Here is a 14,468-nt window from a genome sequence, read left to right on the forward strand (position 1 = left end):
CCCGCGCTGCGCATGGACGCGCAACGCCGCCTCTTCCTCGCCGCAGCGCTGGCCAGCACCAGCAAGATCGCCAGCGCCGCCGGCACCGCCTACCCGTTCAGCCTTGGCGTCGCCAGCGGTTCGCCACTGCCGGACGCCGTCATCATCTGGACGCGCATCCTGCACGATCCGCTCAACGCCGCCGCCACACCGCCGCTGGCCTTCAGCGTACGCTGGGAAATGGCCGAGGATGAGCAGTTCCGCCGCACCGTCGCCCAAGGCACGGCCGAGGCACCGCCCGAACTCGCGCACAGCGTGCACGTCGACGTCACCGGCCTGCGGCCCGACCGCTGGTATTGGTACCGCTTCATGCTGGGCGACGCGATCAGTCCCACCGGCCGCACGCGCACCGCGCCCGCCAGCGCCAGCATGCCGAAACAACTCAAGCTGGCCGTGGCCTCCTGCCAGCATTGGGAATTCGGCACCTATGCCGCGCACCGCCACATCGCGGCCGCTGCACCCGATCTGGTGGCCTTCCTGGGCGATTACATCTACGAGTGGGGCCCGTACCAGCTCCAGCATCCAACAACCGCGCTACGGACCGCTGAGAGCTTCACGCTGGCCGACTACCGCGCGCGCTACGCCCAGTACAAAACCGACCGCGACCTGCAAGCCGCGCACGAAGCCGCGCCGTGGATCGTCACCTGGGATGACCACGAAGTCGCCAATGACTACGGCAGCGACCGCGACGAACGCCTCGACCCGCGCTTCATGCAAAGACGGGCTGCCGCCTATCAAGCCTTCTACGAACACATGCCGCTGCGCCTCACGCCGCGCGACTTCGCCAACCTGCGCATCTACCAGCGTTACGACTGGGGCCAGCTGGCGCGCCTCCACGTGCTGGATGACCGCCAGTACCGCGCTCACCACGCCTGCACGCAACAAGGACGCGGCGGTTCCAGCTCAGTCCTGCTGCGCGACTGCGCGGCACTGAAGGACCGCAGCCGCAGCATGCTCGGCAAGGAACAGGAGCAATGGCTGGCGCAAGGTCTGTCCTCGTCCACCGCGCGTTGGAACATCCTGGCCCAGCAAACCCTGATGGCGCAAAACAGCCAGTTGCCCATCAAGCGCGAAGACGACGGCCGCTTCTGGACCGACGGCTGGGACGGCTACCCGATGGCGCGCCAGCAGCTGATGGACACGCTCTTCACCAGCCGCGCCCGCAATCCACTGGTGCTTGGCGGCGACGTGCACAGCTTCTTCGCCTGCGAGCTCACGCGCAATCCTGCACGTCCGCGCTCGCCAGCCAATCCCATCATAGCGACCGAATTCTGCGGCACCTCGATCACCTCGCCCTCACGTCCGCAATCTCGTACCGAGCAGTATGTATCGATGAACCACGGCATCAAGTATGGCCGCAGTGACAAGCGCGGCTACATGCTGCTCACCATCACGCCCGCCAACACCACCGCCCACTTTCTTGCACTGGACAACGTGCACGACAGCGCCAGCGTCATAGAGCGCGCCGCCGGCTTCGTGGTGCGCAGCGGACAAGCAGGCCTGCACCGCGCTTGAATCGCGGCGACCAGGTTCTATACTGGCATGCAGGGGGTGCCGTATGTTGAAAGTATCGGAGGTCGAAATTGCGCACGAGCTTGATCGTTACTTGCATCAAGCACTGACGCAAACCGTGGTAGTGGAAAAGGCCGACCACGCATCAGTGGTCGTGCTGTCGCTAGCCGAATTTGAACGGCTACAGGATGTGGACGATCAGCATTTTGCTGACGCCGCCCGCAAAGCGAATGTGGAAGGCTATCTCGATCACGAGCACGAGGTACGCACCCGTTTGGCTACCGCCATGCGAGCCCGCAGGCTCGCATGTATCCGAAAATAGTACGTCATTCCGGCGAAGGCCGGAATCTAATTCATTGGGTCCCGGCCTTCGCCGGGACGACGGGTCAGGCGGCGACTTTCTCGTCGCGCAACTGGCGACGCAGGATTTTGCCGACGTTGGTCTTCGGCAGTTCATCGCGGAATTCGATGTACTTGGGCTTCTTGTAAGCGGTCAGCTCGTGCTTGCAGAAGTCCAGCACCTGCTCGGCCGTCAGCGCCGGATCCTTGCGCACGATGAACAGCTTCACCGCCTCGCCCGAGTTCTTGTCCGGTACGCCGATACATGCCACTTCCAGCACGCCCGGATGGGCCGCCACCACGCCCTCCACTTCGTTCGGATAGACGTTGAAGCCGGACACGATGATCATGTCCTTCTTGCGGTCGACGATGCGGGTGAAGCCGTTCTCGTCCATGATGCCGACGTCGCCGGTCTTGAAGAAGCCGTCGGCCGTAATCGACTTGGTGGTTTCTTCCGGACGGTTCCAGTAGCCAGCCATCACCTGCGGACCACGGATCGCGATCTCGCCAGTCGAACCCAGCGGCAGCGGATTGCCGTCGTCGTCCAGGATCGCCACTTCGGTCGATGGGATCGGCAGGCCGATGGTGCCGGTGAATTCCTTGATATCGATGCGGTTGGCAGTCGCCACCGGCGAGGTCTCCGACAGGCCGTAGCCTTCGATGATCGGGGTGCCGGTCACTTTCAGCCAGCGTTCGGCCACGCTCTTCTGCACCGCCATGCCGCCGCCGTTGCACAGCTTGTAGGACGAGAAGTCCAGCTTGGCGAAGTCAGGATTGTTGAGCAGCGCGTTGTACAGCGTGTTCACCGCCGGCAGCACGGTGACCTTGTACTTGGCCAGTTCCTTCACGAAGCCAGGGATGTCGCGCGGATTCGGGATCAGCAGGCTCAGGCCGCCGGTACGCATGCTCATGAAGGCGCTGATGGTCAGCGAGTAGATGTGGTACAGCGGCAGCGCGCTGACAAACACCATCTGTTCACCGCCGCCCTTCATTTGCAGCCACGCTTCGTTTTGCAGCACGTTGGAGATCACGTTACGGTGCAGCAGGATCGCGCCTTTCGAGACGCCGGTGGTGCCGCCGGTGTATTGCAGGAAGGCGATATCGTCGTGGCCCAGCTTGGCCGGTTGCAGCGTCATGCCGGAACCTTCGGCCAGCACTTTCTTGAACGAGATGGCACCTGGCAGCGAGTACGCCGGCACCATCTTCTTCACATTGCGCACCACGAAGTTGACCAGCGCGCCTTTCAGGCCGCCCAGCAGGTCGCCCATCGAGGCCACGATCACGTGCTTGACCGGGGTCTGCGCCAGCACTTGCTGTACCGTGGTGGCAAAGTTTTCCAGCACGATGATGACTTCGGCGCCCGAGTCCACCAGCTGGTGCTGCAGTTCACGCGGGGTGTACAGCGGGTTGACGTTAACCACCGTGTAGCCGGCGCGCAGCACGGCAGCCATCGCCACCGGATATTGCAGCACGTTCGGCATCATGATGGCGACGCGTGCGCCCGGTTGCAGGCCTTTGCCTTGCAGCCAGGCGCCCATTTTTTGCGACAGTTGATCCAGCTCGCCGTAGGTCAGGAACTTGTCCATGCACACGAAAGCGTTGCGGTCAGCGTACTTGCGGAACGACTCTTCCAGCAAATGGGTGACCGAGCGGTATTGGGTGTTATCAATCTCCGCCGGTACGCCTTCGGGGTACGACTTCAGCCAAATCTTTTCCATCTTCATGCAGCCTTCTTCTTGTCGCCGGTAGGTTCGTCGCGCAGCACGCGGCGCAGAATTTTCCCGACATTGGTTTTTGGTAGCTCCTCGCGGAACTCAATGTATTTCGGCTTTTTATAGCCGGTAAACTGTTCTTTGCAGTAGGCCATCAGGGCTTCTTGCGTCAGGTTCGGATCCTTGCGCACCACGAATACCTTGACCGCCTCGCCCGAGTGCTCGTCCGGCACGCCGATCACGGCGCACTCCAGCACGCCCGGATGCGCGGCGATCACGCCTTCCAGCTCGTTCGGATAGACGTTGAAGCCGGATACCAGAATCATGTCCTTCTTGCGGTCGACGATCTTCACGAAGCCGTTTTCATCCATCACGCCGACGTCGCCCGATTTGAAGAAGCCGTCCGGTGTCATCACCTTGGCCGTTTCATCCGGACGGTTCCAGTAGCCGGCCATCACCTGCGGGCCGCGAATCGCGATCTCGCCGGCCTGGCCCAGCGGGACTTCCTTGCCATCGTCATCGAGGATGGCGATATCGGTCGACGGCACCGGCAGGCCGATGGTCGCGGTGAAGTGCTTGCCCTCGGCGCGGTTGCAAGTGGCCACCGGCGAGGTCTCGGACAAGCCGTAGCCTTCGATAATGGCCACACCGGTGGTCGCCAGCCAGCGGTCGTTGACGGCCTGCTGCACCGCCATGCCGCCGCCGTTGCAAATCATCAGCGACGAGAAATCCAGCTTGGCAAAGTCCGGATGGTTCAGCAGCGCGTTGTACAGTGTGTTAACTGCCGGCAGCATGTTGAACTTGTACTTGCCCAGCTCCTTGATGAAACCGCCGATGTCGCGCGGATTCGGAATCAGGATGTTCAGCGCGCCCATGCGCGTGCCCCACATGGCGCACGCCGTCAGCGCGAAGATGTGGTACAGCGGCAGTGCGCAGACGATGGTCATCTGCTCGGTCGAACCAGCCAGCGCCGGCGCCGACCAGGTTTCGGTCTGCAGCAGGTTGGCCACGATATTCTTGTGCGTCAGCGTCGCGCCTTTCGACACGCCGGTGGTGCCGCCGGTGTATTGCAGGAAGGCCGGATCGTTGTACTGGCGCTCGACCGGTGTCAGCTTCATGCCGCCGCCCTGCGATAGCGCATCCTTGAAGCGCACCGCGTTCGGCAGCGAAAACGCCGGCACCATTTTCTTCACGCTGCGCACCACGAAGTTCACCAGCATGCCTTTGAGGCCGCCGAGCATCTCGCCCATGCTGGCCACCACGATATGCTTGACCTGGGTCTTGCCCAGCACCTGTTCCAGCGTGGTGGCAAAGTTTTCCAGCACGATGATGGCTTCGGCGCCCGAGTCGTTCAACTGGTGCTCCAGCTCGCGCGGCGTGTACAGCGGGTTGACGTTGACCACCGTGTAGCCGGCGCGCAGGATGGCCGCGATCGCGATTGGGTACTGCAGCACGTTCGGCATCATGATGGCCACGCGCGCGCCCGGCTTCAGGCCGCGGCTTTGCAGCCAGGCGCCGAGACGCTTGGAATACGCGTCGACTTCGGCATAGGTAAGGTACTTGTCCATGCAGACATACGCGTTGCGGCTGGCATACTTCTGGAACGACTCTTCCAGCAGTTGAACCAGTGAACGGTACTGACTCGTATCAACCTCGGTCTGCATGCCGGGCGGGTACGACTTCAACCAGATTTTCTCCATCCTGTGCCTCTTGTCTCGAATATTATTTATCGTTGTAAGGCCGGCGCACAGAGCCGGTCTGGGAGCTTGCTGATGGTGCGATGCTATCGGGCAGAACGCCCGTACGCAAGCGCATTTAACCATAATTAGAACGGAGGTTCTAACGGCTTTTTATGCTGCATAGCAGCATCAATGCTGGCCTTCACCGTCTGGTTGCGCTCCCTTGCCGCTTTCGGCGTTGAGCATTGGTGCGCGGCCCAAGAGCTCCAACTGTTGTCGGCGTTGACCTACGTCAAGAGTTGCGATTTTTTGCACCGCACCATAAAATCGCACGAACGTTCGTTCCTGCTTTAGCAGCGCCCGGAAGGCCGGCAAATAATCGTGGTAAGTTCCCACAGCACTGAGGTGAGCATTGGTTAAAGGCTCGGCAAACCAGCGGTCGTAACCGGCGTAGCCACCCCAGCTTTCCTTGAGTTTGACGTAGTCGGATTTGAGGTGGGCGAAAATGCGCGCTTTCTCGGCGCGCTTGTGGCGGGTGCTGGTCCGGCCCGCGTACAGATCGGCCAGCATTTTGCGGTGCCGCACCAACAGCGCCAGAAAATCCTGGCGCCGCATGTTGTAGCGCGTGTAGGCCTCGCGCATGGGATCGGTGCCGTACAGCTCCAGCCAGCGCGCCACGCCGGCCTCCTCCACCGCCGTGGCGAAGCCCTCGTTGAATTGGGAATCGCCCTGCACGTACGCCACCTGGTGCGCCAGCTCGTGGAACACCATGCGCGCCAGCTCGGCGTCGGAGTAGTTGATGAAGGTCGACAGCAGCGGATCTGTGAACCAGCCGAGGGTGGAATACGCCGGCACGCCGCCGACCTGCACGTCGTTGCGCTCCTTGCGCAATTCGTCGGCGTAGGCCAGCGCATCCTCCTTGCTGTAGTAGCCGCGATAACTGACGCAGCCCGCGATCGGGAAGCACCACTGAATGGGACGCAGCGACAGCTCCGGCGTCGCCACCACGTTCCACAGCACGAAGGGCCGCGACAGGGCGGCGTAGTTCTTGTAGCTGGCGTTATCGGGCAGGCCCAGTTCCTTGACCGCGAACTTGCGGATCAACAGCGCCTTTTCCAGGCGCGCCTTGAGCTGGGGATCGGTGGTGGGGTCGCCCAGCCAGTCTTCGATCGGACGGGCGTCCGACCACAGTGAATACTGACCTTGCGCGGCCTGCATGTAGTACTTGAACTGCGCGCAACCGGCCAGCATGGCCGACACGCACGCCACCGCCAACCAGAACTTGGTGCGGAGGATATGGCGTGCAATGTTGCGCATACATCACCTCATGCGGCGAGCCTTTCGACCTGTACCAGTGTATCGTAAAACGTCGGCGCGCGGCCCATATCAGTCAACTGTTGGCTGGTAACCTCATTGGCGTTTTTGCCATCTTTTGCGAGCTTCTTCCACCACACCGACAGGCCCACCACCAAACCGGCGCGCGCCTTGTCCGTCACGCGCGCCTTGGCGATGAAGGAGCCGCGATCATTGAAGATGCGTACCATGTCGCCATCGGCGATGCCGCGCGACGCGCTGTCGTCCGGATGGATGTCCAGATGCGGCTCGCCTTCGGTCGAACGCAGGCTTTTCACGTTGACGAAGGTGGAGTTGAGGAAGTTGCGCGCCGGCGGCGAAATCATCGCCAGCGGATAGCGCTTCGCCAGCTCCGGATTGCTGGCCGCCGATTCATATGGCGCGATGTAGGCCGGCAGCGGATCGAGGCCGTCCTTCTCCATCTGCGCCGAATAGAACTCGCACTTGCCGGACGGCGTAGGGAAGCCGCCCTGCGCGAACGGCGCGTCCGGCATGTTCAGTTTTTGCCAGCCCTTCTGCTTCAAGGCGTCCCAGTCGAAGCCGATGGCGCGCACGTCCTGTGCGTTGAAGGCTTGTGCCGCCAGTTCGTCGTCGCTCTCCTTGAAGCAGTCGTCGTCGAAGCCCATCTTCGCCGCCAGCAGGCGGAAGATTTCAGTGTTGGCCTTGGCCTCGCCCATCGGCGCGATGGCGGCGTTATTCGCCATCATGTACAGATGGCCGTAGGCGGTGTGGGCGTCGATGTGCTCCAGCTGCGTGGTGGCCGGCAGAACGATGTCGGCGTAGTCCGCAGTGTCGGTCTGGAAGTGCTCCAGCACCACCGTGAACAAGTCCTCGCGCAGGAAGCCGCGCATCACCTTGTCCGAATCCGGCGCAATCGCCAGCGGGTTGGAGTTGTAGACGATGACCGCTTCCACCTTAGGCCCGAACTCCGGCGATGCAGGCCGCAGCAGGTCGTCGCCGATGGTGGTCATGTTGATGGTGCGCGGGAGCTTCTTCAGCAAATCCGTGCGTTGCAGCTTCGGCTTGTTGGTCGGGAAGGAACCGCTGGACGATAGCTGGATGCCGCCGGCCGCATGGCGCCATGCGCCCACCAGCGCCGGCAGGCAGGCCATATTCCGCACCGCCATGCCGCCGCCGCGCACGCGCTGCACGCCATAGTTGGTGCGGATCGCCACCGGCTCGCCGGCCTTCGCCATGCCGCCGTACAGGCGCGCCAGGTCGACCACTTCATCGACCGTGATGCCGCAGGTTTGCGCCACGCGCTCCGGCGTCCATTCCGACACGCGCTGTTTCAGTTGCTCGAAGCCCAGCGTGTAATTCGCGATGTAATCGTGATCCAGCAAGTCTTCCTTGATCAGCACATGCATCAGGCCCAGCGCCAGCGCGGCGTCGGTGCCCGGCAGCAGCGCGATGTGCTGGTGGCACTTCTCCGCCGTCAGCGAGCGATATGGATCGATGGCAATCAGCTTCGCGCCATTGCGCTTGGCTTCCTGCGCGCGCATCCAGAAGTGCAGGTTGGAGGCGATCGGATTGCCGCCCCAGATAATCAGCAGCTTGGCGTTCTGGAACTGCTCCATGTCGGTGCCGATGGAGCCGCCGACTGTGTACTTGTAACCGGTGAAACCAGCCGTCGCGCAGATGGTGCGGTCCAGCAGCGAGGCGCCGATTTTATTGAAGAAGCGCGACGACATGGACTCGCCCTGGATCAGCCCCATCGTGCCGCAGTAGCTGTACGGCAGGATGGCTTCCGGCGCGCGCTCGGCGATCGGCTTGAGCCTGGCCGCGATGGTGTCCAGCGCTTCCTCCCAGCTGATGCGCTCAAACTTGCCCTCGCCCTTTTTGCCGACCCGCTTGAGCGGATGCAGCAGGCGGTCTTCGTGGTAGGTGCGCTCGGTGTAGCGCGACACCTTGGTGCACAGCACGCCGGCCGTGGTCGGGTGGTCGGGATCGCCCTTGACTGCGGTGGCGACGCCGTCTTCCACCGTCACCAGCAGCGCGCAGGTATCGGGGCAGTCGAGCGGGCAGGCTGCGCGGACTTGTGTGGTTGTCATGTCAGGAATCCAAAAAGCGTTTGCTCAAAGCAGTATCGTAAACCATTGCGCCCGCTCTGGCTTAAGTCATCGGACAAGGGCTACAATTAGAAAAGTAGAAAGAGTGGAGAAGTAGCATGAAACTGGTTGATCCCATCATTGCATTTCAATCCGAGCTACAGCGGATACGGCGCGACCTGCACGCCCATCCCGAGCTTTGCTACGAGGAGCAGCGCACCTCCGAGGTCGTAGCCGACAAACTGGCCGAATGGGGCATCCCCGTCATTCGCGGTTTGGGCATTACCGGCGTGGTCGGCATCATCAAGCACGGCAAGTCCGGCCGCTCGATCGGCCTGCGCGCCGACATGGACGCCCTGCCGATGCAGGAAGTGAATACCTTCCCGCACGCCTCGGTCCATCCGGGCAAGATGCACGCCTGCGGCCACGACGGCCATACCGCCATGCTGCTGGGCGCGGCCAAATACCTGGCCGAGCACCGTAACTTCGACGGCACCGTGTATCTCGTGTTCCAGCCGGCCGAAGAAGGCGGCGCCGGCGCCAAGCGCATGATCGAGGACGGCTTGTTCGAGCAATGCCCGATGGATGCCATCTACGGCATGCACAACTGGCCCGGCATCCCGGCCGGCCACATGAGCGTGTGCGAAGGCCCGCTGATGGCGTCCAGTAACGAGTTCTACGTCACCGTCAAAGGCAAGGGCGGCCATGCGGCCCAGCCGCACAAATGCATCGACCCGGTGATGGTCGCGGTGCAGATCGCGCAAAGCTGGCAGACCATCATCAGCCGCCGCACCAGCCCGCTCGATACGGCGGTGCTGTCGCTGACGCAAATCCAGGCCGGCACCGCCACCAACGTCATTCCCGACGAAGCGAAAATGGCCGGCACCGTGCGCACCCTGTCGTGGGACGTGCTGGATATGCTGGAAAAACAAATGGAACAGGTCGCGGTGAATACCGCCGCCGCGTTCGGCGCGGAAGTGGAATTCAAGTTCCGCCGCAACTACCCGCCGCTGATCAACCATCCGGAAGCAACGCGCTTCGCGGTCGAAGTGATGAAGTCCGTGGTCGGCGCCGACAAGGTGGACGACAAGACCGAGCCGTCGATGGCGGCGGAAGACTTCGCCTACTTCCTGCAGGCCAAGCCGGGCTGCTACATCTTCATCGGCAACGGCGAGGGCGACCACCGCAGCGGCGGCCACGGTCTCGGTCCGTGCGTGCTGCACAACGGCAGCTACGACTTCAACGACAACCTGCTGCCGGTCGGCGCCAGCTTCTGGGTCAAGCTGGTGGAAGCCAGTCTGCCGGTTTCAGCCTGACTTCAGCCTAACTGATCCGGGGCGGCGCCCACGCGCTGCCCCGGGTTCAACTGCTCCAGCCCGATCAGCGCGGCCGAGTGATCGGCTTGCGGAATGGTCTTGGCCAAGGTCATGTAGCGCGCCGTCACCAGCTCGCTGATCGGCAACACCACGCCGGCCGCTTCCGCCGCCGCCAGGATGTTGCGCTGGTCCTTGAGCTGCGTCGTCACCTTGCCGCCAGCGACGAAATTCCGGTCCAGCATGCGCTGGCCGTGCACCTCCAGAATCTTCGACTCGGCAAAGCCGCCGCGTATGGCCGCCCGCATCGCCGCCGGATCGGCGCCCGCCGCCTGCGCCAGCAGCATGGCTTCCGCGACAATATTGATGGTTGCACCAACGATCAGCTGGTTGCACAGCTTGGCCACCTGCCCGCTGCCGGCCGGGCCGACCAGCGTGGCGCGCCCCATTGCCGACAGCACGGGTTCGGCCTCGGCAAAGTCTTCCGCCGTCCCGCCGGCCATGATGGCCAGCGCGCCCGCCGCCGCGCCGCCCACGCCGCCGGACACCGGCGCATCAATAAAGCGGCAGCCTTGGGCCGCCAGCTGCGCGTGGAAGGCCTGCGCTTCCGCCTGCTGGGTCGAGCTCATGTCGATCCACAAGGTCTGGGGCGCCAGCGCGGGCAAGGCCGCTTGCAGCACCGTCGCCACCGTCGGGCCAGCCTCCAGCATGGAGATCACGACACTGGCGCCGCGCACCGCCTCGGCCAGATCGGCAACCGGCCTGGCGCCCGCCTCGGCCAGCGCCTGCGCCTTGGCATGCGTACGATTCCATACCGTAACCTGATGGCCCGCCGCCAATAAGCGGCGTACCATCGGATCTCCCATCAAGCCGATGCCTAAAAAGCTAATATACGTAGACAATTGCGCTCCTGAATTATTTTCTGAACCCCGGTACAATCACAGGCTAGCCGTATAAATTTTAGATACAGCACACTCAATGCAAAAGGATACTATGTTCAACAAAAAAATGATCGCGCTGGCTGCCGCCCTGGTTGTAGCCCAAGGCGCTTATGCCGATGACAAACTGGTCGATTCCGTCTCGGTCGACGTCGGCGCTGGCGAGCACGTACAGATGGTGCGCTTCAACGCCGCCAAGGATTGGGACAACAAATGGTTCCAGTCGAACGGCACCCACCTGGGTGGCTACTGGGAACTGAGCACCGGCGTGTGGCAGGAAAACCGCTACAAGAACGTGGTCGGCGCTGAGCAGAAACTGTGGGATATCGGCTTCACCCCAGTGTTCCGCTTCCAGAACGACAACAAAAAGGGCCTGTACTACGAGGGCGGCATCGGCGTGCACATGTTCTCGAAGCTGTATAACAACAGCGACAACCGCCTGTCGACCCACTTCCAGTTCGGCGACCACATCGCCACCGGTTACGTGTTCGACAACAACTGGGAAGTGGCGCTGAAGCTGCAGCACTTCTCGAACGGCGGCTACAAGAAACCGAACTCGGGCGTGAACTTCGTCGAACTCAAAGCGGCGTACCACTTCTAAGTAAAAAAAGCCCCGTAAGGGGCTTTTTTTTATGACACATTCGATTCGGCCACAATCTTCCAGCTCTTGCCTTCCCTGGCCCAGTACTGCTTCTTGCGCACCGCGTGGCGGAACTTGCCGATCACGATCTGCTGCGTGAAGTTGCTGACGATGACCTCTTCCTGGCTAGGCTGGCGGAAGAAACTCGGATCGCTGACCGTCACCGTAATCTTCTTCGCGCCCGGCAGATAGCGGTTCTTGTCCAGCCAGGCATTGATATCCTCATCCGCCGCCGACTTGAAGCGCGCCGAATACAGCGACTTCAGGCTGGCGTCATCGCGGTTCTCCACATCACGGCGCCAGGTCTCCACCAGCGAGGCCGCCTGACGCAGATCCTTGTCCAGCTGCTCCTTGCTGACGAACTCCACCTGATCGCCAATCAAAATCGGCGTCTTGCCGATTTCCACCGTACGGGTCAGGAAATTCAGGTCGTCATTGCTGACCACCACGCAGCCGTCGGTCGACAACGGCGGACGGCTGAAGGTCTCCGGCGGCGTACCGTGCACCCAGATGCCGGAACCGCTGCGGCCATTCACCTTGTCCCAGTCATTCGGATAATCGAGCGGCAGCGCGCCCTTGCCATACATATCCGGCAGCTTCACGCCCGGCAGGCGGCCGATCAGGTAATACACGCCCACCGGCGTGCGCATATCGCCTTCCTTGAGCTTGTTGATACCCAGCTTGCCCTGGCTGACGTAGAAGTCTTGCAGCAGGCGCAGGCCGTCGTTGGTGTTCTCGTACAGGTAGAGGCGGGAATGCTTGGCATCGACGATCAGCGCGTGGCGCTGGTCCTTGCGCATCTGCAGCAGCGCGCGCGGCAGCAGGGTCGGCGCCGGGCGCTCGGCCTGCAAGCGCACCGCCGCTTCACGCCGCAGGTCGGCCAGCTTGGCTTCCGAACCGGCCGGCGCCGCCGCGCCGAGATTGCTCACGGCGCGGGTATGCATCAACAGGATGTCGCCACGGATCAGGTGGCCGAGACGGAAGTTCGGATAGGCCTCCACCAGCGCGTCGGCCTTGCGTTGCGCCGCGCCGAGGTCGTGCGTGGCCAACTCCTTGTAGATATCGTTGAGCAGCTCTTCCGGATTGGCTTTACGGGCAACCTGCGCCCGCGCCGGCTTTTTTGCGGCGTAGCTGAGCTCTCCTCCCATCAGACTGAGAAGAACTACGCCGAGAATGCTTCCCGCGCGCCATTTACGCAAAAATGAGTGTGACATCAGTTACCCGAGACTTCCTGCTTGATCTGCCATTTTCCACCATTTTTGACCATCACGAGCGTCTTGCGGCTGCGCGCCGACAAACGATCTGATTCATAGGTCTGGCGGAAAGTGACGCGGGCCGTGTTGCCATCGATCTTCACCTCGGGCGCAGCGATTTCCACGCGGATGCGGCCCTTGCCTTCGATGCGGGCGCGGCGCTCGTCAGCCCAGACCTTGCGGCTCACGCCTTTAGGTGGTTCGAACTGCTGGCTATAGTAACCCAGATAGGAATCGACGTTCTGCGCGGCCCAGGCTTTGGCCCAGCCGTTGACCTGCGCCACCACCGCATCGCGTTCCGAAGTATCCGGCTTGGCGGCAACTTTTTCCGGTTCAGGTTTAGCGGCCGGCTTAGGTGGCTCGACTTTGGCTGGCGGCGGTGCAACCACCGGCGCAGGTGCTGGCGTCGGTGCAACCGCCACTTTCACCGGAGCTGGTGCCGGGGCCGGGGCCGGAGCAGCTTTCACTGGACTTGGAACCGGCGCAGGTACGGGCGCAGCAGCAATCTTGACCGGCGGCTGGGCCACCGGAGCAGGCGTTGGTGCTGGTGTTGGCGCGGGAGCAGGCGCCGCAGCAACCTTGACAGGTGCTGGCGCCGGCACAGGAGCCGGCAACGGCTTGGCCGCCGCTGGCGCTGGAACCGGTGCCACCGTGGCCGCAACTTTAGGCGCGGCGGCCGGCGGCGGCGTTACCGACAATGCTGGAATCCGCTGCGGCGCATTGGCCTGTGCGGCATTCTGTGGTGGCAGTTGCGAAATCAGCGGCGGCTGGGTGCTGGCGGCTGGACGCGCTGGCGCCGGTGCTGGTGCCGAAGCTTGCGCCACCATCGTCTCCGCGCCGACGATCTTGCCGCCGGTACTGGTCGAGAAAGTGCGCAGCATGGTCAGCTTGGACTTGGCCGGCACGGCCGTGGAAGAGCCCAGCGCCAGTGCCTTGTCATACGCCTGGCTGGCCATCTTGCCGTAGATATCGCCCAGATTCTCGTAAGCAGTCTGGTAACTCGGATTGGTGCGGATCGCCTTTTCCAGCGCCACGCGCGCCTTGTCGTACTGACCGTTGGCGGCATACAGCACAGCCAGGTTGTTATACGGCTCAGGCAGGTCCTTGTAATCCTCGGTGAGCTTGGTGAAGACCGCGATGGCTTCGTCCGATTTGTTTTGCTCGGTCAACAGCACGCCCTTCATGAACCGCATCTGCGGATCGGCCGGGTGCTTGCTCAGGTATTCATTGGTCTTGTTGAGTGCTTCAGCGACTTTACCGGCCTTGGCCAGTTTGCTGACATCGGCGTAATCGTCGGCGTGGGCAGGAGCCCAGGCCACCAGTGCCAATGCGCAGTACAGCATGGTTTGGGCTGTCTTATTTTTCATTGAGGTTTGAAGCAAGCGCGAAAGGACACATGGTACACCTTTCATTTCCGCATATCAAAACTGTGCGCAATCCCGTTGCGCCAAAGCAAAAAGGCCCGCACAGATAAACTGAGCGGGCCTTCTTGGCGGAATAACTAGCTTGACGATAACCTACTTTCACACTGGTTGCAGCACTATCATCGGCGTAGAGTCGTTTCACGGTCCTGTTCGGGATGGGAAGGGGTGGGACCGACTTACTATGGTCATCAAGCTTTGACTTGTATGCTGCGCAGCCG

General features: G+C 62.3%; 11 protein-coding genes and 1 rRNA gene. 4 read left to right on the forward strand and 8 right to left on the reverse strand.

The features are described 5' to 3' along the window. Positions 1-12 precede the first annotated feature (12 nt). Together BMZ70_RS17980 and BMZ70_RS17985 are read left to right on the forward strand one after the other, a co-directional pair. Positions 13-1,554: an alkaline phosphatase D family protein gene (locus BMZ70_RS17980; RefSeq protein ID WP_092277302.1), complete on the forward strand. Its 1,542-nt coding sequence runs from the start codon at positions 13-15 to the stop codon at positions 1,552-1,554. A 43-nt stretch (positions 1,555-1,597) separates the two neighbouring features. After that, on the forward strand, positions 1,598-1,873 hold the full coding sequence (locus tag BMZ70_RS17985; RefSeq protein ID WP_092277305.1) for a hypothetical protein: 276 nt from the start codon (positions 1,598-1,600) through the stop codon (positions 1,871-1,873). Between the two features lie 64 nt (positions 1,874-1,937). On the opposite strand, the gene BMZ70_RS17990 is transcribed toward BMZ70_RS17985, so the two are convergent. The 4 genes from BMZ70_RS17990 to BMZ70_RS18005 form a co-directional block, all read right to left on the reverse strand. Then, positions 1,938-3,608: a long-chain-fatty-acid--CoA ligase gene (locus BMZ70_RS17990; protein WP_092277966.1), complete on the reverse strand. Its 1,671-nt coding sequence runs from the start codon at positions 3,606-3,608 to the stop codon at positions 1,938-1,940. A 2-nt stretch (positions 3,609-3,610) separates the two neighbouring features. Continuing rightward, positions 3,611-5,302 (reverse strand): long-chain-fatty-acid--CoA ligase, encoded by a 1,692-nt coding sequence (locus BMZ70_RS17995; RefSeq protein ID WP_092277308.1) that lies wholly within the window; start codon positions 5,300-5,302, stop codon positions 3,611-3,613. Positions 5,303-5,470: 168 nt separating this feature from the next. Next, on the reverse strand, positions 5,471-6,598 hold the full coding sequence (locus tag BMZ70_RS18000; RefSeq protein ID WP_092277311.1) for an aminopeptidase: 1,128 nt from the start codon (positions 6,596-6,598) through the stop codon (positions 5,471-5,473). A gap of 8 nt (positions 6,599-6,606) precedes the next feature. Continuing rightward, positions 6,607-8,685, reverse strand: coding sequence for a molybdopterin-containing oxidoreductase family protein (locus tag BMZ70_RS18005; protein WP_092277314.1), 2,079 nt, complete (start codon positions 8,683-8,685; stop codon positions 6,607-6,609). 116 nt (positions 8,686-8,801) lie between these two features. Here BMZ70_RS18005 and BMZ70_RS18010 point away from each other — a divergent pair, with 116 nt between their 5' ends. Further along, positions 8,802-9,998 (forward strand): M20 aminoacylase family protein, encoded by a 1,197-nt coding sequence (locus BMZ70_RS18010; RefSeq protein ID WP_092277317.1) that lies wholly within the window; start codon positions 8,802-8,804, stop codon positions 9,996-9,998. A gap of 2 nt (positions 9,999-10,000) precedes the next feature. Here BMZ70_RS18010 and BMZ70_RS18015 read toward each other — a convergent pair whose 3' ends face one another. Then, complete coding sequence (locus BMZ70_RS18015; RefSeq protein ID WP_255372221.1) at positions 10,001-10,885, reverse strand: NAD(P)-dependent oxidoreductase; 885 nt, start codon at positions 10,883-10,885, stop codon at positions 10,001-10,003. Positions 10,886-10,988: 103 nt separating this feature from the next. On the opposite strand from BMZ70_RS18015, the gene BMZ70_RS18020 reads away from it, so the two are divergent. Then, positions 10,989-11,534: an acyloxyacyl hydrolase gene (locus tag BMZ70_RS18020; RefSeq protein WP_092277323.1), complete on the forward strand. Its 546-nt coding sequence runs from the start codon at positions 10,989-10,991 to the stop codon at positions 11,532-11,534. A gap of 29 nt (positions 11,535-11,563) precedes the next feature. Here BMZ70_RS18020 and BMZ70_RS18025 read toward each other — a convergent pair whose 3' ends face one another. From BMZ70_RS18025 to rrf, 3 genes are all read right to left on the reverse strand, one after another. Next, positions 11,564-12,721 (reverse strand): L,D-transpeptidase family protein, encoded by a 1,158-nt coding sequence (locus tag BMZ70_RS18025; RefSeq protein WP_229205443.1) that lies wholly within the window; start codon positions 12,719-12,721, stop codon positions 11,564-11,566. Positions 12,722-12,786: 65 nt separating this feature from the next. Next, positions 12,787-14,193 (reverse strand): L,D-transpeptidase Cds6 family protein, encoded by a 1,407-nt coding sequence (locus tag BMZ70_RS18030; RefSeq protein WP_092277329.1) that lies wholly within the window; start codon positions 14,191-14,193, stop codon positions 12,787-12,789. Between the two features lie 137 nt (positions 14,194-14,330). Further along, positions 14,331-14,443, reverse strand: a 5S ribosomal RNA gene (rrf, locus tag BMZ70_RS18035). Positions 14,444-14,468: the final 25 nt, after the last annotated feature.

This window comes from Duganella sp. CF402, assembly GCF_900109645.1.
In the GTDB taxonomy this organism is placed as follows: Bacteria; Pseudomonadota; Gammaproteobacteria; order Burkholderiales; family Burkholderiaceae_D; genus Rugamonas.

What these genes read in the sequence shown, in the direction of transcription:
- BMZ70_RS18025 (WP_229205443.1), bottom strand. Translation starts at nt 12,721, where the DNA reads ATGGGAGGAGAGCTCAGCTACGCCGCAAAAAAGCCGGCGCGGGCGCAG.
- BMZ70_RS18020 (WP_092277323.1), top strand. Translation starts at nt 10,989, where the DNA reads ATGTTCAACAAAAAAATGATCGCGCTGGCTGCCGCCCTGGTTGTAGCC.
- BMZ70_RS18005 (WP_092277314.1), bottom strand. Translation starts at nt 8,685, where the DNA reads ATGACAACCACACAAGTCCGCGCAGCCTGCCCGCTCGACTGCCCCGAT.
- BMZ70_RS18030 (WP_092277329.1), bottom strand. Translation starts at nt 14,193, where the DNA reads ATGAAAAATAAGACAGCCCAAACCATGCTGTACTGCGCATTGGCACTG.
- BMZ70_RS17990 (WP_092277966.1), bottom strand. Translation starts at nt 3,608, where the DNA reads ATGGAAAAGATTTGGCTGAAGTCGTACCCCGAAGGCGTACCGGCGGAG.
- BMZ70_RS17985 (WP_092277305.1), top strand. Translation starts at nt 1,598, where the DNA reads ATGTTGAAAGTATCGGAGGTCGAAATTGCGCACGAGCTTGATCGTTAC.
- BMZ70_RS18010 (WP_092277317.1), top strand. Translation starts at nt 8,802, where the DNA reads ATGAAACTGGTTGATCCCATCATTGCATTTCAATCCGAGCTACAGCGG.
- BMZ70_RS18000 (WP_092277311.1), bottom strand. Translation starts at nt 6,598, where the DNA reads ATGCGCAACATTGCACGCCATATCCTCCGCACCAAGTTCTGGTTGGCG.
- BMZ70_RS17995 (WP_092277308.1), bottom strand. Translation starts at nt 5,302, where the DNA reads ATGGAGAAAATCTGGTTGAAGTCGTACCCGCCCGGCATGCAGACCGAG.
- BMZ70_RS17980 (WP_092277302.1), top strand. Translation starts at nt 13, where the DNA reads ATGGACGCGCAACGCCGCCTCTTCCTCGCCGCAGCGCTGGCCAGCACC.